Source organism: Actinomycetota bacterium, assembly GCA_014360655.1.
Classification (GTDB): Bacteria; Actinomycetota; Geothermincolia; order Geothermincolales; family RBG-13-55-18; genus JACIXC01.
This window is the reverse complement of the sequence record JACIXC010000002.1, coordinates 136,981-156,311: the sequence shown is the minus strand read 5'-3', so window position 1 is coordinate 156,311 and position 19,331 is coordinate 136,981. Positions and strand designations below refer to the sequence as shown.

The window sequence follows — 19,331 nt, the reverse complement described above, 5'->3', positions numbered from 1 at the left end:
CGCCTCCCCGCTCAGGCCTCTCGTCCGGAGGCGTCCTTCGCGCGCGCCCCCCGGTAGATGACCAGCACCCGGTGCGCAAGGGTCTCCACGCCCAGGATGAGCACCAGGTAGAGCGCCCCGCGAAAGGTCCACAGGTTGCCGGTGAACCCGTAGACGAAAAGGGGTATGCCGAAGAGGAGCATGCGCAGGGGTCGTGCCAGGAGGCCAACCCCGCAGGAGATGCCCAATCCCTCCGCCCTGGCCTTCACGTAGCTGATGAGGGAGGAAAGCACCATGTAGGCCACCACCATGAAGGCCACGTCGAAGATCCTCTCCACCGTGAAGTAATAGAGGGCGCCCAGCGAGTAGAGGAAATCCGCCACCCGGTCGGCGGTGGAGTCGTAGAAGGATCCGAAGGTGGTGACCCTGCCGGTCAGCTTGGCCACCTGACCGTCCCAGATATCGAAGAGCCCCGCGAGGAACATCAGCCAAGCCCCCAGGAAGAAACGCCCCCGGGCGAAGAAATAACCCACCGCCACCGAGGAGAGCAGGGAACAGGTGGTGAGCAGGTTAGGCGAGAGGACGCGGCCCAGCACCCATCCCAGGGGGTGGAAGACCGTGCTGGAAAATCTTCTCAAGCCGGCGTCCACGCTCCAGGTCCTAGCCATGCCCGCCCTCCCCTCAGCGCAGCGGACCGTAGAAGACGCTGATGATGGTGCACCCTTCCTCGCCGGCGATGAAGGGGCCGTGCCGCAGGCCCGCGGGGAGGAAGACGAAATGTCCCTTGCGGAAAACCTCGTCCTCTCCCACCTCGGCCGGCTGTCGCAGTTCCCCCTCCAGCACGTACGCCGCTTCGTCCGAGGCGGCGTGCCCGTGCGCCGGCATCTCGCAGTGGGGCTCGAAGCGCACCAGCAGGATCTGCCCCCCTCCCCTGGGATCCATGTAGAGCACCTTCATCTGCGCGCGTGGAAAATCGGCGGGGACCCATTCCAGCTGATCCTCATGCGTCACGAACTTGTCCATGATCACTCCTCCGCATCTTACCTCGCCGGCATCCCTGCGCCGTCCCCTCCGGGAAACCCGTCGCCCGACGCCTCACCGCGGGGCCCTCCCCTCACGCGTCGTCCCTGGCGGAGAGATCGTCGAACGACCGCAGCGACTCCTCGATCCTCTCCAGGCACGCGGCCGCATGCAACCTGGCCCTTTCCCCCGTGGCCCTCTCCTGCAGCTCCAGGGTGCCGTCCTCGTCGTATCCCTTCCCGATGACCACGCGGAAGGGTATGCCCAGCAGGTCGGCATCGGCGAACTTCACTCCCGCGCTCTCCTCGCGGTCGTCGAGCAACACATCCCATCCCCTGCGCAGGCAGGCGCCGTACAGTTCCTCCGCCGCCCTCCTCCTGCCCTCCTTCTGGTAATCGAGGGGGAGGATGTGCAGGGCGGCGGGCGCCACGGACAGGGGCCAGATGATGCCGCGTTCGTCGTGGTGCTGTTCCACCACCGCCGCCATGAGCCGGGTCACGCCGATGCCGTAACAACCCATGTACATGGGGCGGGAGACGCCCTCCTCGTCGTGGTAGTAACAGTGCATGGCCTCGGAATACCTCAACCCCAACTGGAAGACCTGGCCCACCTCTATGCCCGCCTCCAGCCTGAGCCTCCCCTCGCAGCGGGGGCAGGCGTCGCCCTCCCGCGCGGTGGTCACGTCCGCGAACCGGTGCACGGTGAAATCCCGGCCTTCCTCCACGTTGACCAGGTGAAAGTCGGCACGGTTGGCGCCGCAGGCCATCCCCCCCGCTCCCTGCAGATAGGTATCGGCCACCACCTCGATCGCGTCCAGGCCCACCGGCCCCACGAAGCCCTGCAGGATACCTGGAAATCTTTCCCAGTCATCCTCCCGGAAGAGCCGGAACTCGTCGGTCCCGAACACTCGCGCCAGCTTCGTCTCGTTGGCCTCGCGGTCCCCGGGGACGAGAACGGCCACAGGCCTCCCCTCCACCAGGTACATGAGGCACTTGATCATGCGCTCCGCCTGCAGGCCCAGGAACTCCCCCACCTCGTCTATGGTGCGTCGCCCGGGGGTGTGCACCTCCTCCCGCTCCTTCCCGTCTCCGCGCGGCGGCCCGGCGCGCCTGTAGGAGGCCAGCTCCAGGTTGGCGGCGTAGGAACAGCGGTCGCATAACGCTATGCGGTCCTCCCCCGCAGCGGCGGGGACCATGAACTCGTGGGACACGTCGCCGCCGATGAGCCCGGTGGCCGCCTCCACCGCCCTCCAGGTGCAGCCACAGCGGCTGAAGATGCGGCCGTAGGCCTCGTACATGACGCGGTAGGACTCGCGCATGCCCTCCTCGTCGCGGTCGAAGCTGTAGGCGTCCTTCATGATGAACTCCCGCGCCCGCATGAGCCCGAAGCGGGGTCGTATCTCGTCGCGGAACTTGCTCCCGATCTGGTAAAGGTTGAGGGGCAGCTCGCGGTAGGAGGAGACGTTGGAGCGCACGAGGTCCGTGATGACCTCCTCGTGGGTGGGTCCCAGTCCGAAATCCCGCTCCGCACGGTCCTTCAGTCGCATCATCTCCGGCCCGTACTTCGCCCAGCGCCCGCTCTCCTCCCACAGCTCCCGCGGCTGCAGTATGGGAAGCATGATCTCCTGCGCGCCCGCCGCGTTCATCTCCTCGCGGATGATGTCGCCGATCCTGCGCAGCACCCTGACCCCCAGGGGCAGGAACTCGTATATGCCCGATGCCACCCTGCGCAGGTAACCGGCCCGCAGCAGCAGGCGGTGGCTGGCGATCTCCGCGTCCGCGGGACTCTCCCGCAGGGTGGGGATAAAGGTCCTCGACTGTCTCATCCCGCCTTCTCCGTCATGCCCTTTCTCCCGCCGCGCGGCGGGGCTCTCCCGCCGTCCCTTCCGCCACGCGTATTTCTACTCTGCGCGACCCTCCTGTTCCTCCCAGTCACGTTCCATGTTTTCCACCTCGCGCAGGAGCACGGAGAGGAGCTCCTCCTTGGGAAACCACCCGACCGACTCGCCGCGCCGGAAGAGGAGGCCCCGCTCCTTCCCGCCCGCTATCCCCAGGTCCGCTTCCCGCGCCTCTCCCGGGCCGTTGACCGCGCACCCCATGACCGCGATGCGCAGGGGAGCCCTCAGGTCCGCCAGCAGCTTCTCCAGCTCCCCCGCTATGGCGGCCACGTCGATGCGGCAGCGCGCGCAGGTGGGACAGGCCACTATATCCGCCCCTCTCCTCGCCAACTCCAGGGCCCGCAGTATGGCCAGGCCTGCCCTCACCTCCTCCACGGGGTCCCCCGCCAGCGACACTCTTATGGTGTCCCCGATCCCCTCGGCAAGCAGTGTTCCTATGCCCACCGCCGACCTCACCGTCCCCGTCCATGGCGGTCCCGCCTCGCTCACCCCCACGTGCAGTGGATAATCGACCGCGCGCGACAGGAGGCGGTATGCCTCTATGGTCAAGGGGACGGAGGAGGCCTTCACGGAAACCTTTATATCATAAAACCCGTACTTCTCGAGAACGGCTATCTCCTCCAGCGCGCTCTCCACCAGCGCCTCCGGCGTGGGATGGCCGTATTTCGCCAGTATGTGGCGGGGAAGGGAGCCCGCGTTCACCCCCACGCGCACGGGGATACCGGCCGCCTTCGCCGCCGCGGCTACCTCGCGCACCTTATCCTCTCCCCCGATGTTCCCGGGGTTTATGCGCAGGCCGCGCACCCCCGCCTCCACGGCCAAGAGGGCCAGGCGGTGGTCGAAGTGCACGTCCGCCACCACGGGCAGGGGGGAACCCTCCACGATGCCGCGCAGGGACTGCAGGGCGCGTTTCATGCCCCCGCTTCCCGGGGCGGGTACGGCCACGCGCACGATGTGGCACCCCGCGCCGTGCAGGCGCCCTATCTGCTCCAGTGTGGCCGCGACGTCCCAGGTCGGGGTGTTGGTCATGGACTGCACGCTCACCGGCGCCCCGCCGCCCACCGGGACGTTCCCGATCATTACCTGCCGGGTGATCTTGCGCACGGTCATGGCAGGCTCACGGGGTTGGTGATGTCCAGCCGCAGGGTGAGCAGGAACATCATCGCGAAAAAGGTCAGGACCGCCACCGCCACCGGGTAAAGCTTGCGCATGTCGATATCCTTCCCGGTGATCTTTTCCACGAAGAGCACTAGGAGGTGTCCGCCGTCCAGCGGCGGGAGGGGCATCAGGTTGATGTAGGCCAGGAAGAGAAGGATGAAGGCTAAGAAGTTGAGGAAATAGTACATTCCCTCGCCCGCCAGCTCGCCGGCCACTCGCGTTATGCCCACCACGGTCATCGGCCTCTCCTCCGTGGGTTCCGCAAGGCCCAGTAACTGTTTCAGGGTCGAGAGGTTGAAGACGCGGTAGATGCTGTAGAAGACCCCCCTGGAGTATTCCAGGTACCAGCGCCCCGTCTCCGCGAAGGAGGCCGCCAGGGAGTAATGCTTCTCTCCCGGCTGCGGGCTTATGCCCAGGAAACCCCTGCCGTCCTCCAGCTCCGCCAGCCGCACCACGAGCGCCTTTTCCCGCCCCTCGCGCTCGACCAGTACCTCCACCTCCTCACCCGGGTTGGCGATGATGAAGTCGCGCACGTCCTCCCAGTCGCGCATCTCCTTCCCGTCCATGGAGAGGATGACATCCCCCGGCTGCAGGCCAGCCAGGTGAGCGGGGGTCTCCTCTCCCGTCTCCTCGACGTACTCGCCGACGCTGCCCACGGTGTTGGTGAGCACGGGGACCCCTATGAGCCAGACGGTGAGGAAGGCGATGAGCAGGGCGAGCAGCACGTGGACCAGCGACCCGGAGATGATGATCCAGAAGCGGCGGGCGCGAGACACTCCCTTGTAGGAGTGGGGCCAGTCCTCCGGGCTGACTTCCTCCTCGGGGTTCATGCCCAGGATCTTCACGTACCCGCCGACCAGTATCCATTTTATGCCAAACTCCGTCTCCCCCCGCCTGGTGCTCCAGATGCGCGGCCCGAACCCCACGAAGAACTCGGTGGCCTTAACCCCCACCATCCTGGCGGCCACGAAGTGCCCCAGCTCGTGGGTGATGACCATGAGGATGACGGCGGCGAGGGTCGCGAGCACGTAAAGGAAAACCGTCACTCCGCCTCACCTCCGCCGCGCCTCCTCCCCGCGCCCGCTCCCCGGGCGGAAAGCTCCCCGGCGGCCTCCGCCGCGCGGGCGCGGGCCCATTCCTCCGCGCGCAGCACGTCCTCCAGCGAACGCAGCGGCGTGGGACGGTAATCCTCGAGGGTCACCCTTATGACCTCCTCGATGGCCAGGAAAGGAAGGCGCCCCTGCAGGAAGGCGCCCACCGCCTCCTCGTTGGCGGCGTTGAGGACGGCGGCATGCAGCCCGCCCCTTTCTCCAGCCTCGTAGGCCAGGTCGAGGCAGCCGAAGGTGCGCCTGTCCACCTCCTCGAAGGTGAGGGAAGCGATGTCGCACGGGCGCGTCACCCGGAAGGGTGGCCCCCAACGCTCCGGGTAGGAGAGGGCCAGGGAGATGGGGAGGCGCATGTCGGGCAGGCTCAACTGTGCGGCGAAGGAGCCGTCCACGAACTCCACCAGGGAATGGACGACGCTCTGGGGGTGGACGACCACCTTGATCCTCTCGTAGGGCAGACCGAAGAGGAAGTGGGCCTCGATCACCTCGAGGCCCTTGTTCATGAGGGTCGCGGAATCCACGGTTATCTTCCTGCCCATGCTCCATGTGGGATGGGAGAGCGCTTCCTCGACCGTGACCGAGGCCAACTCCTCGCGGCTGCGGCCGCGGAAGGGCCCCCCGGAAGCGGTGAGCACGATGGAGGCGACGCTCTCCATGTCCTCGCCGCGCAGGCAATGGAATACGGCGCCGTGTTCCGAATCCACCGGGATTATCTCCCCGCCCCTCCCCAGCGCTTTCAGCACCAGCTCCCCGCCGGCCACCATGCTCTCCTTGTTGGCCAGGGCCAGGCGCTTTCCCGCCTCCAGCGCGGCCAGGGTGGGGGGCAGTCCCGCGGAGCCCACCACGGCGTTGAGAACCGTCTCCGCCCCGGGATGGAGGGCGGCCTCCAGCAGGCACTCCTTACCGGCGCAGACCCTGATCCCCGTGCCCGCCAGGCGCCTCCTCAGCTCCGCCGCCTCCTCCTCGCCCACCATGCCCACCATCTCAGGCCGGAAGCGCCTGGCCTGTTCCTCCAGGAGATCCAGGTTGCGGTGGGCGGTAAGGGCGAGCGCCCGCAGGCGGTCGCGGTGGGCTTCCACCACCTCCATCGCCTGGGTGCCAATGGACCCCGTGGATCCCAGTATGGCCAGCCCCCGCCGATGTTGTGCCTCTTTCATAGGAACATTATAAAGGTTATCGGGGCCTGACACCCTTGTTGTATGATGACATGAATGCGGGCCGGCGCGGCGCGGCGGCGAGACGGCTTCCGGGTACGGATCGATGAAGGAGGGGGATAGGATGGTCAAGCTCATCTACTGCGTGAAGAAGCGTCCCGACCTCAGCGACGAGGATTTCCACGATTACTGGCTCAACCGCCACGGCCCCCTGGTACGCAGGCTCGGTCCCGCGCTGAAGGTCTTGCGCTACGTGCAGAGCCACACCATGCCTCTGGAGTTGCACGACCTCATGAAGTCGCTCAGGGGGCTGGGCGACATCTATGACGGAACGGCCGAACTGTGGTGGGAGAGCATCGAAGACTTCCTGGACGCCTACAGCAGCCCGGAGGGCATGGACGCGAACAACGCGCTGATGGAGGATGAGGCCAACTTCATCGACTTCGCCGCCTCCTGCATGTTCTTCACGGAGGAGCACTCCATAATAGGGGAATGAGCCGGGGGGCGCAGGCGGCACGCCTCAGGCCTTGATCACCAGGTAGCGGAGGAAGTAGTAGCAGACCACGGCGGTGAGGAACATGCTGTCGAAGCGGTCCATGATGCCGCCGTGCCCTGGGATGAGCGAGCTCATGTCCTTCACCCCCAGCTCCCTTTTAACCATGGACTCGGATAGGTCGCCCAGGGGCCCGAAGACGCTCACCAGGGCCGCCAGCTCCATGGCCACGGCCACCGTGAGCCACTCGCGGTGCAGGGTCACCTGCAGGATGTATGCCGCCAGGAAGGCGCCCGCCGTGCCCGCCGCGGTTCCCTCCCAGCTTTTTCCAGGACTGATACGCGGCGCCACCTTGTGTTTCCCGAAGGCGGAGCCGGCGAAATAGGCCACGGCGTCGTAGACCCAGACCATGACGATCACCGCGAAGGGGGCGGTCCAGTTCACCTGGTCGAAGCGGAGCATGAGGACGAAGTGGGAGAGACAGAACCCCACAAGGACCACGCCCAGGAGGGAGATCGCCATGTCCGTGGTGGGCGACTGGGAATGGCGGCCGCACAGTACCCAGGCAAGGAGGACGGGGAGGTAGAGGGCCAGGAGTATGGCCAACGGCGTGAGCTCTCCCTCCTCGCTGCGTGATATGAAGTAGGCGATCACCGGGAGCCCGCAGCCGGCGGCCACGGAAACGATGGCGGCGGGCCGGTAACCGTGTTTCCCGAAGGTGGAGTAGAGTTCCCACAGCCCGCCGGCGACGATGAGCGCTATCCCCGCCGTGAAGGGGATCTCCCCCCACCACAGGAGGATGACCATCACCAGCACCAGGACGACCGCACTGACCACCCGGACGGCCAGGTCGGCGAAGCGGGCGCGCAGGGAAAGACGGGTCTTCTCCGCCCTTTCCTCGACGGTCACTGCTCAGACCTCCATGAGCTCCTTTTCCTTCACCTTCAACATCTCGTCCGTCTCGGCGACGAAGCGGTCGGTGAGCTTCTGTATCTCCTCCTGGCCCCGGTGCAGGTCGTCCTTGGTGATCTCGCCTTCCTTCTCGAAGGAGCGGAGGTTCTCGATGGCATCGCGGCGGATGTTGCGGATGGCCACCCTTCCCTCCTCCGCCCTGGCCCTTACCAGGCGCGTCAGCTCCTTGCGGCGCTCCTCCGTGAGCTTGGGCACGGGCAGGCGGATGACGTTGCCGTCGCTCACCGGCGTCAAGCCGAGGTCTGAGGCGAGGATGGCCTTCTCCACCTCGCCGATGATGCTCTTGTCGTAGGGGGAGATCACCAGAAGGCTGGGCTCCGGCACGGCGATGGAGGCGATCTGTTGCAGGGGGGTGGGCTGCCCGTAATAATTGACGGAAACCCGGTTGAGAAGCGCCGCGCTGGCCCTGCCGGTACGAATGCCCGCGAAGTCGTCCCGCACGTGCTCCACGGCCTTCCTCATGCGTTTCTCCGCGTCCTGCAGAACGTCCTCGACCACCTGTTACCCCCTTTCCTTCCTGTCCGCTACGACGGTGCCGATCCTCTCCCCGTAAAGGACCCTGATGATGTTGCCGGGAACGGTCATGTTGAAGACCACGATGGGAAGGGCGTTGTCCATGCAGAGGGAGACGGCGGTGGCGTCCATGACCTTCAGCCCCAGGCGCAGCACGTCTATGTAGTCGAGGGAGGTGTACATGACCGCGTCCGGGTTCTGCATGGGGTCCGAGTCGTAGACGCCGTTGACCATGGTCGCCTTGAGGATGGCCTCCGCCCCGATCTCCAGTGCACGCAGGGCCGCGGTGGTGTCGGTGGTGAAATACGGGTTCCCCGTGCCGGCCGCGAAGATGACTATCCTGCCCTTCTCCAGGTGGCGGATGGCCCTCCTGCGTATGTAGGGCTCGGCCACGGCCTGCATCTCTATGGCGGACTGCACGCGGGTGAACACTCCCCTCTTCTCCAGCGCGTCCTGGAGGGCCAGTGAGTTCATCACCGTGGCCAGCATGCCGACGTAATCCGCGGCTGCGCGGTCCATGCCCCGCGCGCTGGCGGCCACGCCCCGGAAGATGTTGCCGCCTCCCACCACGACCGCCAGCTGCACCCCCATGCGGTTGGCCTCGGCGAGCTCGTCGGCGATGGAGTTCACCGTATCCGGATCGATACCGTACTCCCTGGCCCCCATGAAGGCCTCGCCGCTGAGTTTTATGAGCACGCGCCGGTAAAGGGGCTTCGCCCTGCTCTCATCCTCCAATCTCACCATCCCCTTCGCCCCGTCTGACTCGGCCTCGTTCCCTTATTCTATTCTCCCGGCCGCATGACCTTCCCGCGCCCGCGCGAGCTGCGCGACCCTTCCGCTTCCGGCGCGCCCGCCCGCAGCGCGGCGCCGGGCGCGGGCACGTTCCCCGGGCCTCAGAGGGCCTCTCCCAGCTGGTAGCGCACGAAGCGGCGCACCACTATGTTCTCGCCCAGCGCCGCGATGGTCCTCTGTACCAGTTCCCCCACCGTTATCTCGGGGTCCTTCACGAAGGGCTGGTCCAGGAGGCATACCTCCTCGTAATACTTCTTCAACCTGCCCTCCACGATCTTGTCGACCACCTTCTCCGGCTTGCCCTCCTGCAGGGCACGGGCACGGTATATCTCGCGTTCCTGCTCGAGCACCTCCGGGGGGATGTCCTCGGCGGAGACGAAGAGCGGGCCTGCCGCGGCGATGTGCATGGCGATATCGTGGACCATGGCGCGGAAGGTCTCGTTGCGCGCCACGAAGTCGGTCTCGCAGTTCACCTCGAGCAGCACGCCGATGCGGTTGTTGAGATGTATGTAGGCGTCCACCACGCCGTCGGCCACGGCGCGTCCGGCCTTCTTCTTCGCTCCCGCCAGGCCCTTCTCCCTCAGTATGCGCAGGGCCTTGTCCATGTCGCCCTGCGCTTCCTGCAGCGCCTTCTTGCAATCCATGATGCCGGCCCCGGTGGACTCCCTGAGCGTCTTCACCTGTGCGGCGTTTATCTCCATTTCTCCTCCTTACATCACGGCGTACCACGGCGTCACGTGTCGGCCGCTCACTCCGTTACCTTTTCCTCCTCCGGGGCTCCCGTCTCCTCCTCGGCGGCCGCGGCGGTCCCTTCCCCGCCTTCCCCTTCTTCCTCCTCCGTGCCCTGCAGGGAGCGCATGACCTCCCCGAGCTGCTTCCCTTCCAGGACGGCGTTGGAGATTATCTTGCAGATGAGGTTGGCGGCCCTGATGGCGTCGTCGTTCCCCGGGATCACGTAATCCACCAGGTCGGGGTCGCAGTTGGTGTCCACCACCGCCACCACGGGGATCTCCATCCTGCGGGCCTCCATGAGTGCGATGTTCTCCTTGCGGGGGTCTATGATGAAGAGGGCGTCGGGCAGGCGCTCCATGCCCCGCAGCCCCTCCAGGTTGCGTCGCAGTTTCGCCAGCTGGTGGCGCACCCTGGTCGCTTCCTTCTTGGGCATGGCGTCGATCTCCCCCGAGGCCTCCATCTCCTCCAGCTGCCGCAATTTCTCCAGCCGCTGCCTGATGGTCACCCAGTTGGTGAGCGTCCCGCCCAGCCAGCGGTTGGTCACGTAGGGCATGCCGCAACGGAGGGCGTTCTCCCTTATGGCCTCCTGCGCCTGTTTCTTGGTCCCCACGAAGAGGAGCGACCCGCCTTGCGCCACCGTGTCCCTTATGAAATTGTAGGCGATCTCTATGAGTGACAGGGTCTGCTGCAGGTCGATGATGTATATCCCGTTGCGCTCGGTGAAGATGTACTTCGCCATCTTTGGGTTCCACCTGCGGGTCTGGTGCCCGAAATGGAACCCCGCTTCCAGCAGGTGTTTCATGGAAACGACGGTCATGGTTCCTCCTTGGTTCTCTCCTCCGCCCGCCTCTACCCCCGCACCCACCCTGCCGGGCACCAGGGCACGGGGTCAGCGGACGTGTGAATTTTAACGGCCACAAAAAAATCCCGCCCGTGGCGGGCCTCGCTGCGCCGTCCTCCCGAAAAGCCTCCTCGGCCCACCTCCTTTCAGTACTTCCCGGCGCCAGTAAAATATAGCACAGGGCCTTCTTCCCCGGCAACGGCCGCGCTCCCGCCGGGCCTCGCTTCCCACGTACGCCGCGGACGCGGTGGAGGTATCAGACCTCCAAAGCCCCTCTCGCGCTGGCCAGCCTCCCCCTCAGTCGCAGGATGGCCTTGGTGTGCATCTGGCAGACCCTGGATTCGGTGACGCCGAGGACCTCCCCGATCTCCCGAAGCGTCAGCCCCTCGTAGTAATAGAGGCTGATCACGATCTTCTCCCGCTCGGGAAGGCGGTTGATTGCGCTGGCCAGGATCTGCTTCATCTCCTCCACCTCGTAGGTCTTGGAGGGATCCTTGACCCGCGAGTCCTCCAGGGTATCCACCAGGCTTACCTTGTCCCCCTTGTCGCCGCCAACGTTCCACAGCTCGTCCAGGGCCACAAGGGAGATGAAACTCATCTGCTGCAGCAGCTGGTGGTATTCGTCCAGGCTGATGTTCATGTGGCGGGCCACTTCCTCGTCCGTGGGAAGCCGCTTGAGCTCGTTCTCCAGCGTGACGTAGGCCTTCTCCATCTCCCTCGCCTTGAAGCGGATGGAGCGGGGCACCCAGTCGATGGAGCGCAGCTCGTCGATGATGGCCCCCTTGATCCTGGCCAGGGCGTAGGTCTCGAACTTGATCCCCCTCTCCGGCTCGTACTTCTCTATGGCGTCGATAAGGCCGAAGATGCCGTAGCTTACCAGGTCCGCGTACTCGATGTTGGGGGGAAGGCTGGACGAAACCCTGCCCGCCACGTACTTCACCAGGGGCGCGTAGTTGAGGATGAGCTTTTCCCTGGCCTCCTGCGAACCTTCTTCCTTGAACTGCTTCCAGAGTCCGCTTACATCCGCTATGTCTTCCAACCTCGCCCCTCTTTTGTAAAAGTCTGCCGTATTCAACATGCTCCCCATCTCGGTTTCCGGACGCTCGTCTCTCGCGGTGACATCATGCGCGGGGATGGGCTTGAAAGAACACTTCTTTTACTCGGCCTTTGTTAAGATGAGTATATATCTGGGTAGTCGATAAATCAACATGGCCCAGCAGCTCCTGTACGGACCTGAGGTCCGCCCCGCCCTGCAACATGTGCGTGGCGAAGGTGTGCCGGAGGGTATGGGGACTCACCCTTTTCCCTCCTTCCAGCCCGCGATAGAAGCGTTCAACCACCCGACGCACTCCCCGATCGCTCAACCTGCCGCCCCTCACGCTCAGGAAAAGGGGCTCCGCCTTCCCGCCTGCCATACCTGTATTCGCGGCAAGCCGGTGTCTTTCCTTGGTCAGGTAGGCCTCGATCATCTCGACTGCCACGCGATGCACGGGGATCACGCGTTCCTTGCGTCCCTTGCCGAGAACCCTCACCTCCCCTCTCTTCAGGTCGATATCTCCCAGGTTCAGCGCGGCTAGCTCTCCCACGCGCATCCCGGTGGCGTAGAGCAGCTCCACCAGCGCCATGTCGCGCAACGAGGTGCGGTATATGTAAAGCGAGTGCCTTGCGGCCGCGCTCTCCACCTCCCGCAGGCTCAAGACCCTGGGCAACCTCCTTTCGCGCCGAGGCAGGGTGAGTGAGAGGGTGGGGTCGACCTCAAGGCGTCCCGTGCGCACCATGTAACGGAAGAGCCCCCTCACGGCGGCGGCCCTCCTGGCGACCGTGGAGCGCGCATAACCTCTGCTCTGCAGGTTTGCCAGGTAGCGCCTCATAAAACGGTGAGACACCGCTTCCGGACTTCCCACCCCGGCGCGCTCGCAGAAGTCCAGGAAGAGGGCGAGGTCCCCGCGGTAAGCCCGCAGGGTCTCCGGAGAGAGGTTGCGCTCCGTCTCCAGGAAGCGTAGGAAATCCTCCGTTTCCTCCCGCATCGTCACTCCCGTCTTCGCCGACCTTGCTGTTAAAATTATATATAATATTAAACTAAAATCTATTATTGTCAATATCTGAATTTTATGTTGCTATTTATAACTAATGTTACTAAACGAATGGCGGTCATGCAAGCTCGCCAAGGTGGCGTGTGGCGCAGTACCTGCCTCCCGGCTCAGCCGCAACCCAGCCCTTGAGCGCCAGCGAGGTAAGGGAGGCCAGTATCTCGCCGGGTGGCTCGCCCGTCGCCTCGACCATGGAGTCCAGGGACTTTGCGCCGTCTACCAGGAGCGCCAGCAACGCCCTCTCCCTCGCCTGCAGTTCACCGTGCGCGCCGGGCGACGCGCAAGTGAACGCCGTTCCCGTGAGCGGCGGCTCGAGATGGAACCCCTGCAGCTCTTCCAGCACGTCTTCGACGCCCGCCACCAGCTTGGCGCCCTTCTGTATGAGCGAGTGCGTCCCCCTGGAGAGTGGGCTGTCGATGGGCCCGGGAACCGCCATCACCTCCCTCCCCTCCTCCAGCGCGAACTCCGCCGTGATCAGCGCGCCGCTCTTCTCGCAGGCCTCCACCACCACCACGGCCTGCGACAGGCCGGCGATGAGGCGGTTGCGGTGGGGGAATCTCCAGGGCAGGGGCTCTTCGCCCGGCGCGTACTCGCTGAGAAGGCACCCGTTCTCCTTTATGCGCTCCAGGAGTTGTGCGTGCGCCGGGGGATAGACGCGGTCGATGCCGCATCCCAGCACGGCCACCGTGGGACCGCCCGCCTCAAGGCAGCCCCGATGGGCATGCCCGTCGATCCCGTACGCCGCTCCCGATACCACCACGACGCCGCATTGCGCCAGCTGCGAGGCGAGGAAGAGCGCGCACCTCCTCCCGTACCCGGAAGCCTTCCTGGCGCCCACCACCGCGACGAAAGGAGCGCGGGCGTCCACCTCCCTCCCTGCGGCGAAGAGCAGCGCCGGAGGGTCGTATATGGACCACAGGTCCGGGGGAAGGGCTCCATCCCCGGGGATTATGACCCTTATACCCCGTTCCTCCAGGCCGCGCAGCACCTGCGCGGGCTCCGCCTCACGGCAGGCCGACCGCCAGAGCCCCATCTTTTCCGCCCCGACCGACTTCTCCAGCGCGGGGCTCTTCCTCGCGATGAGGTCCCAGAGCTCGCATGCCCCTCCCGCCATGGAGATAAGCCTGGGCAGGGAGAGCGGGCTCATGCGCGGCAGGCAGGCCAGGGCGGCCCTATATGCCCTTTCCATGGACCACCTCCTCCATCGCCCACGCACTCCGCAACCTTTCCAGGGAACGGTATTGCACCGCTTCCGCGAGGTCGGCGACGGTCACCCTTTCCCTGCCGGCCAGGTCGGCGATGGTCCTCGCCACGCGCAGGCAGCGGTCAAAGCCGCGCGCCGTCAAGCCCAGCCGTCCCGCGGCGGCGAACATGAACTCCCTCTCCTCCCTCCCCAGGGGCGAGGACCTGTGCATGGCGGTCATGTCCACGTGGGCGTTAAGGGACGCGACCCCACCCCAGCGCCTCTTCTGCCTCTCCCTGGCCTCGATCACGCGCTCCCTCACCGCCTGCGACCCTTCCCCGCGCGGGAGCTCCACCAGCTCCCGGGGGGAAAGCCTGGGCACCTCCACCTGCAGGTCTATGCGGTCCAGGAGCGGACCGGAGATACGGTTGTAATAGGCCTTGATCCTACCGGGAGGGCAGGAGCAGCGGCGCACCTCGTCTCCCAGGAAGCCGCACGGGCACGGGTTCATACCCGCCACGAGAAGGAACCTGGCGGGAAAGGTGGTGTTCACGAGGGAGCGGGAAATGGTCACCACGCCCGTCTCCATGGGCTGGCGGAGGACCTCCAGCGCGTCCCGCTTGAATTCCGGCAGCTCGTCCAGGAAGAGGACGCCGCGGTGGCTGAGGGTTATCTCTCCCGGCCGCGGGAAGTTCCTTCCCCCTCCCACCAGGCCCACGTGGGATATGGAATGGTGGGGCGCGCGGAAAGGGGGCCTCCTGCACAGGGGCCGCTCCCCGTCGAGCAGGCCGGCCACGCTGTGGATGCTCGACACCTCCAGCGCTTCCTCTGGATCGAGGGGCGGCAGGATGCCGGGCAACCTCTCCGCGAGCATGGATTTTCCCGAACCCGGCGGCCCGACGAAGACTATGTTATGGCCGCCCGCGGCGGCTATCTCCAGGGCCCGCTTGGCGTGCGCCTGCCCCTTGACCTCCGAGAGGCACGGGCCTTCCTCGTCGCCCTCCTCCATGCGGCGTATCTCCGGTCGCGGCAGGGGTTTCCCCTGCAGGTATTCCAGGGCCTGCCGCAGGCTCTCAACGCCCACCACCTCTATCCCCTCCAGGCGCGACGCCTCCGCGAGGTTCGGCAGGGGCAGCACTATCTCCCTCCATCCCTCCCTTCTCGCCCAAAGGGCCATGGCCAGCGCGCCGCGCACTCCCCGCACCGTCCCGTTGAGGGAGAGTTCGCCCACCACGAGCCTCCCGGCGAAGGCGCCCGCGTCCAGGCAACCGGTGACCGCCAGCATGGCCAGGGCTATGGGCAGATCGAAGTATGAGCCCTCCTTGCGCAGGTGGGCGGGGGCCAGGTTCACGGTTATGAGCTGCCCCGGGAAGGGGAGATCCGAGTTGGCGATCGCCGCCTTGATGCGACGGTAGGATTCCCTGACCGCGGCGTCGGGAAGGCCGACCATGTATATTCCCGGAAGGCTGCCCGAGGTGTTGACCTCCACCTCTACACGCAACACCTCCATGCCCAGTATGGAGCAGCTGTCCAGCCTCGCGTACATTTCACGATCACCTCCTGCCCATGTTATATATATTATATAATATGAATAAGACAAGAGGATTATCGTGCGCCGCGCGGCGGGATGCTTCGCGCGCGAAAGGAAGCCCCGCGTCGGAAAAATACGGTGAGGTGCCGTCAGGGCGCGGCCGTTTCCGCGGGCGCCTTCCTCCCCGCCAGCCAGGAGATCAGGCACCCGAGGACCGGGAACGCGGCGAAAGCCCACCAGGTGTGGGCCAGGAAGGGGAGAACGCCCGCTATGTAACCGCGGTGCCTCAAGAACCAGAGGGAGGGCGGCACGCAGACGCCGAGGATTATCAGGTTGGTGAGCGCGGACACCAGCACGCCGCGCATCCCTATCCTGCGGGAGAGCCTTACGTCGGGCCCGTAAACCGAGAGTAGAACGCAGAGGCACAACAGGGCCAGCGCCGCCAGGGCGACCACCGTGTTGTCGTAACTGACCCAGATGGCCACGAGGGCCACGATGAAGAAACCCCCCAGCGCCAGCAGGCCGTATATCGCCTTGCGCAGGAGGGAAGAGATAACCAGCCGTACCAGGGAGGGCGGCTTGCGCACGCGGATGCGCCTTATCTCCTCCTCGACCCACACCTCGTCCTCGGGACCAGGCACGGCGTTGAGGTCACGCTCGCAGTTGAAGCAGTACTCGTCGCTGTCCAGGTTGTTCCTTCCGCACCAGGGGCAGGGCTTCATGATCACCCACAGTCCTCATAGATCTCCCATTACGAAGGCGTCCTCGACATGGACTATTTTCCACTTCCCGCCCTTCTTCAGCAAGGCTATGACGTCGAAGCGGCAGACGGTGACCTCAGGCCTTTCCCGGGCGAGATAATAGGAAGCGGCCTTCGCCATGCGCTCGCGCCTCCTGGCGTCCACCGCGGCCAGCGCCTCCTCCGCGTCTCCCACGGTGCGCGCCTTGACCTCGCAGAAAACAAGCTTCCCCGCCTTCCCGGCGATGATGTCCAGCTCCCCGAAGGGCGAGCGGTAGTTCCTCTCCAAAATGCGGTAACCGCGTCTCCTCAGGTAGCGGGAGGCGACCTCCTCCCCCTCCCGGCCCATGCTGCGGTTGTGCCCGCCCTCCGCCTGCTTCCCGTGCATGGTCCTCCTCGCATCCGCTCCCCCGAAACCGCCGCCGCGACCCGCCGACCCGCGCACCCCATCCCGTCCCGTGCTATGCGAATCCCAGGCGCATCTGCTGCACGCCGCGGAAGGAACCGCGGTGGCAGGGGGCCGGTCCGTGCAGGGCGATAGCCCTGCGGTGGAACGAAGTCCCGTATCCCTTGTGTTGCTCGAACCCGTACTCGGGGTAGCGAACCCACCACGACAGCATGAGGTGATCGCGTATCACCTTGGCCAGTATGGAGGCGGCGGCTACGCTGCGAGATAAGCGGTCCCCGTGCACCAGGCTCCACTGCGGGATCCCCAGGCCTTCCAGCCTGTAGTAGTCCACCAGCACCAGGTCCGGCGCCGGCGTGAGGGAGAGCACGGCCTCGCGCATGGCCGCGACGTTCGCCGCCTGCAGGCCCGCCTCGTCGATGTCCCGCGGGGAGACGCAGGCGTAGGACCAGCAGAGCGCCGCCGCGGTGATGCGGGAGAAGAGCTCCCTGCGCCTTCCCGGCGTGAGGGACTTGGAGTCTGCCAGACCCTCCAGCCCCTCCCAGCGCTCCCCCGGCGGCAGGACCACCGCGGCCGCGACCAGCGGTCCCGCCAGTGCCCCCCGTCCCGCCTCGTCGGTGCCCGCTATCCTCGCAAAGCCGAGCCTGCGCGCCCAGTTCTCCGCGGCATGCGAGGCCGGGTCCATGGTCCGCAAACCTCAGAGGCCCCGCCAGCGGCTGGGAGGCCACCAGACGGCCACGGCCCTGCCGATGATGGAACCGTAGGGAACGAACCCCCATCTCCTGCTGTCGTTGGAGTTGGGGCGGTTATCCCCCATGACCATCACCGTCCCGGCGGGCACCTCCCACCTGCCGTTGCTCCCGTCCGACACGTACTCGTAGTCTACCTGGCAAAGCTCGCCGTTCACGTAAAGCTGGCCCTCGCGCAGCTCCACCACGTCCCCCTCTACGCCCACCACCCTCTTGATGAAGGGCATGGCCTCCTGGTGGGTGATGTTGAGCACCTCCGCCAGCAGGTCCAGTGAGCGGGAGAGCGGGTTTCCGCCCTGTGTCGCGTTCGCCGGGTCGTTGGGATTGAAACGGAAGACTATGACCTCCCCTTTGCGCGGTCTGCGGAAATGGTAGGTAAGCCTGTCCACCAACACCCGGTCGCCCTCCTGGAGCGTGGGCTCCATGGATGGAGAGGGGATGATGAAGGGCTTGATGAAGAAAGCCTGCAGGAATATGGCCAGTACCAGGGCGGTGATAAAGAGTACCGCCACCTCCAGGGCCGCCGCGTACCAGTCGCCCCCTCCACCGGCCCGCCGCGTGGAGATGCCCGGCCCTCTCTCCCCCTCCTTGGCCTGACCCGCAGGCGAGGCGGCTTTTTCCTCGGGCTCGCGCTCCTCGCGGGAACCGCCGGGAGGGGATACAGCCATGACTCTACCTCAGGTCCTGCGCCTTTCCTTGATCCTGGCCGCCTTGCCGACGCGGTCCCTCAGGTAATAGAGCTTGGCGCGCCTCACCTTTCCCTGGGAGACCACCTCGATGCGGGAGATGATGGGCGAGTGCAGGGGGAAGGTCCTCTCCACGCCCACCCCGAAGGAGACCTTGCGCACGGTGAAGGTCTCGCGCGTGCCCCCGCCCTTGCGGGCGATGACCACGCCCTGGAAGACCTGGATACGCTCCCGGTTTCCCTCCACCACCCTGACGTGGACCTTTACCGTATCCCCGGGCCGGAAATCCGGTATGTCATCCCTCAGGTATTCGCTCTCTACGATGTCCGTCCTCTGCATCCTCTCCTCCTTTCCGTTCTATTACAAACCATCGACCAGCCTCCGGGCAAGTGAGGCGCCGATGGGCGATCCCGTACATTTTAACTCATGCGCGCGTGAAAGAAACCCGGCGGTCCCGGTGACGAGCCCCCCCGCCGCGGCGCCCGCGTCTTACCCGCCCCCTTCCCCTCCTTCCCCCATGCCGGCGGCTCCGTCCTCCTCGCCCAAAAGCTCCGGCCGCACCTTCCTCGTCCATTCCCTGGCCGCCTCGCGGCGCCACCTCTCGATGGCGCCGTGATCCCCCGAGAGGAGCACTTCCGGCACCCTCCAACCGTGGAACTCCGCGGGACGCGTGTACTGCGGGTACTCCAGCACGCCGCCGCTGAAGGATTCCTCGCGCAGGGAGGCCTCGTTCCCCAGCACGCCCGGCAGCAGCCGCGACACCGCGTCGATGATCACCAGGGCCGCGAACTCGCCGCCGGAGAGCACGTAGTCGCCGACGGAGAGGGCCTCGCTGCAGAGGTGCTCGAGCACCCTCTCGTCCACCCCCTCGTAGCGTCCGCAGATGAGGGCGATATGGGGAAGGGAGGCCAGTTCGGCCACCTTCTCCTGGGTCAGCCTGGCTCCGCGGGGAGTGAGCATGATCACCGCCACCTCCTCCCGCAGCCTCTCCAGCTCATCCATCCCGTACCCCAGCGCGCCCGTCACGGCCGCGAAGACGGGCTCCGGCTTCATGACCATCCCCGCCCCTCCCCCGAAGGGCGCGTCGTCCACCTGCCGGTGCCGGCCGGGGGCGTACTCCCGTATATCGTGCACCCGCACCTCGACGATCCCTTTCCTTATCGCCTTTCCCAGCAGCCCTTCCTGCAGGGGGGAAGTGAAAATCGCCGGGAAAATGGTGAAAACGTCGATGCGCACCTCGCTTACCTCCGGGAAAGAACGGCCCGCCGCGGCGGCGGTGACATGCGGTGA

Annotated in this window: 22 protein-coding genes; 1 reads left to right on the top strand and 21 read right to left on the bottom strand. The window is 65.9% G+C overall.

Annotated features, from left to right (window positions below; all coding sequences use genetic code 11):
* Positions 1–11: 11 nt before the first annotated feature.
* From H5T73_02210 to H5T73_02185, 6 genes are all read right to left on the bottom strand, one after another.
* Complete coding sequence (locus H5T73_02210; protein MBC7246580.1) at positions 12–647, bottom strand: CDP-alcohol phosphatidyltransferase family protein; 636 nt, start codon at positions 645–647, stop codon at positions 12–14.
* A gap of 13 nt (positions 648–660) precedes the next feature.
* Positions 661–1,002, bottom strand: coding sequence for a cupin domain-containing protein (locus H5T73_02205; GenBank protein ID MBC7246579.1), 342 nt, complete (start codon positions 1,000–1,002; stop codon positions 661–663).
* Positions 1,003–1,093: 91 nt separating this feature from the next.
* A complete protein-coding gene (locus tag H5T73_02200; GenBank protein ID MBC7246578.1) occupies positions 1,094–2,824 on the bottom strand; it encodes a proline--tRNA ligase in 1,731 nt (576 codons plus the stop codon).
* Between the two features lie 75 nt (positions 2,825–2,899).
* Positions 2,900–4,006, bottom strand: coding sequence for a flavodoxin-dependent (E)-4-hydroxy-3-methylbut-2-enyl-diphosphate synthase (gene ispG / locus H5T73_02195; GenBank protein MBC7246577.1), 1,107 nt, complete (start codon positions 4,004–4,006; stop codon positions 2,900–2,902).
* Entirely contained in the window at positions 4,003–5,100 is a 1,098-nt protein-coding gene (locus tag H5T73_02190; protein MBC7246576.1) for a site-2 protease family protein, read from the bottom strand. Before H5T73_02190 ends, ispG begins: the two co-directional genes overlap by 4 nt.
* The gene (locus tag H5T73_02185; protein ID MBC7246575.1) at positions 5,097–6,317 is read right to left on the bottom strand and encodes a 1-deoxy-D-xylulose-5-phosphate reductoisomerase; all 1,221 of its coding nucleotides are present in this window, start codon (positions 6,315–6,317) and stop codon (positions 5,097–5,099) included. Before H5T73_02185 ends, H5T73_02190 begins: the two co-directional genes overlap by 4 nt.
* A 103-nt stretch (positions 6,318–6,420) precedes the next feature.
* On the opposite strand from H5T73_02185, the gene H5T73_02180 reads away from it, so the two are divergent.
* The gene (locus tag H5T73_02180) at positions 6,421–6,810 is read left to right on the top strand and encodes an EthD domain-containing protein (protein ID MBC7246574.1); all 390 of its coding nucleotides are present in this window, start codon (positions 6,421–6,423) and stop codon (positions 6,808–6,810) included.
* Positions 6,811–6,834: 24 nt separating this feature from the next.
* Here the strand turns inward: H5T73_02180 and H5T73_02175 are convergent, their stop codons facing one another.
* From H5T73_02175 to trmD, 15 genes are all read right to left on the bottom strand, one after another.
* Positions 6,835–7,716: a phosphatidate cytidylyltransferase gene (locus H5T73_02175; GenBank protein MBC7246573.1), complete on the bottom strand. Its 882-nt coding sequence runs from the start codon at positions 7,714–7,716 to the stop codon at positions 6,835–6,837.
* 3 nt (positions 7,717–7,719) lie between these two features.
* Positions 7,720–8,277: a ribosome recycling factor gene (gene frr, locus H5T73_02170; GenBank protein ID MBC7246572.1), complete on the bottom strand. Its 558-nt coding sequence runs from the start codon at positions 8,275–8,277 to the stop codon at positions 7,720–7,722.
* A 3-nt stretch (positions 8,278–8,280) separates the two neighbouring features.
* Positions 8,281–9,036: a UMP kinase gene (locus H5T73_02165; protein ID MBC7246571.1), complete on the bottom strand. Its 756-nt coding sequence runs from the start codon at positions 9,034–9,036 to the stop codon at positions 8,281–8,283.
* Between the two features lie 149 nt (positions 9,037–9,185).
* Positions 9,186–9,785, bottom strand: a complete 600-nt coding sequence (gene tsf / locus H5T73_02160; protein ID MBC7246570.1) for a translation elongation factor Ts — start codon at positions 9,783–9,785, stop codon at positions 9,186–9,188.
* A gap of 47 nt (positions 9,786–9,832) precedes the next feature.
* A complete protein-coding gene (gene rpsB / locus H5T73_02155; GenBank protein ID MBC7246569.1) occupies positions 9,833–10,633 on the bottom strand; it encodes a 30S ribosomal protein S2 in 801 nt (266 codons plus the stop codon).
* A gap of 280 nt (positions 10,634–10,913) precedes the next feature.
* On the bottom strand, positions 10,914–11,735 hold the full coding sequence (whiG, locus tag H5T73_02150; protein ID MBC7246568.1) for an RNA polymerase sigma factor WhiG: 822 nt from the start codon (positions 11,733–11,735) through the stop codon (positions 10,914–10,916).
* A gap of 43 nt (positions 11,736–11,778) precedes the next feature.
* The gene (locus tag H5T73_02145) at positions 11,779–12,684 is read right to left on the bottom strand and encodes a tyrosine recombinase XerC (protein ID MBC7246567.1); all 906 of its coding nucleotides are present in this window, start codon (positions 12,682–12,684) and stop codon (positions 11,779–11,781) included.
* A gap of 124 nt (positions 12,685–12,808) precedes the next feature.
* Positions 12,809–13,936, bottom strand: coding sequence for a DNA-protecting protein DprA (gene dprA / locus H5T73_02140; GenBank protein ID MBC7246566.1), 1,128 nt, complete (start codon positions 13,934–13,936; stop codon positions 12,809–12,811).
* Complete coding sequence (locus H5T73_02135; GenBank protein ID MBC7246565.1) at positions 13,920–15,476, bottom strand: YifB family Mg chelatase-like AAA ATPase; 1,557 nt, start codon at positions 15,474–15,476, stop codon at positions 13,920–13,922. The genes dprA and H5T73_02135 overlap by 17 nt, the downstream gene beginning before the upstream one ends.
* Positions 15,477–15,610: 134 nt before the next feature.
* A complete protein-coding gene (locus tag H5T73_02130) occupies positions 15,611–16,189 on the bottom strand; it encodes a hypothetical protein (GenBank protein ID MBC7246564.1) in 579 nt (192 codons plus the stop codon).
* Positions 16,190–16,198: 9 nt separating this feature from the next.
* Entirely contained in the window at positions 16,199–16,588 is a 390-nt protein-coding gene (locus tag H5T73_02125; protein MBC7246563.1) for a YraN family protein, read from the bottom strand.
* A gap of 73 nt (positions 16,589–16,661) precedes the next feature.
* Positions 16,662–17,291: a ribonuclease HII gene (locus H5T73_02120; protein ID MBC7246562.1), complete on the bottom strand. Its 630-nt coding sequence runs from the start codon at positions 17,289–17,291 to the stop codon at positions 16,662–16,664.
* A 12-nt stretch (positions 17,292–17,303) separates the two neighbouring features.
* Complete coding sequence (gene lepB / locus H5T73_02115) at positions 17,304–18,023, bottom strand: signal peptidase I (GenBank protein MBC7246561.1); 720 nt, start codon at positions 18,021–18,023, stop codon at positions 17,304–17,306.
* A 9-nt stretch (positions 18,024–18,032) separates the two neighbouring features.
* On the bottom strand, positions 18,033–18,380 hold the full coding sequence (gene rplS, locus H5T73_02110) for a 50S ribosomal protein L19 (GenBank protein ID MBC7246560.1): 348 nt from the start codon (positions 18,378–18,380) through the stop codon (positions 18,033–18,035).
* A gap of 150 nt (positions 18,381–18,530) precedes the next feature.
* Positions 18,531–19,277 carry a tRNA (guanosine(37)-N1)-methyltransferase TrmD gene (trmD, locus tag H5T73_02105; protein ID MBC7246559.1) on the bottom strand — a complete coding sequence of 249 codons (747 nt, stop codon included), beginning with the start codon at positions 19,275–19,277 and terminating at the stop codon, positions 18,531–18,533.
* Between the last annotated feature and the right edge of the window lie 54 nt (positions 19,278–19,331).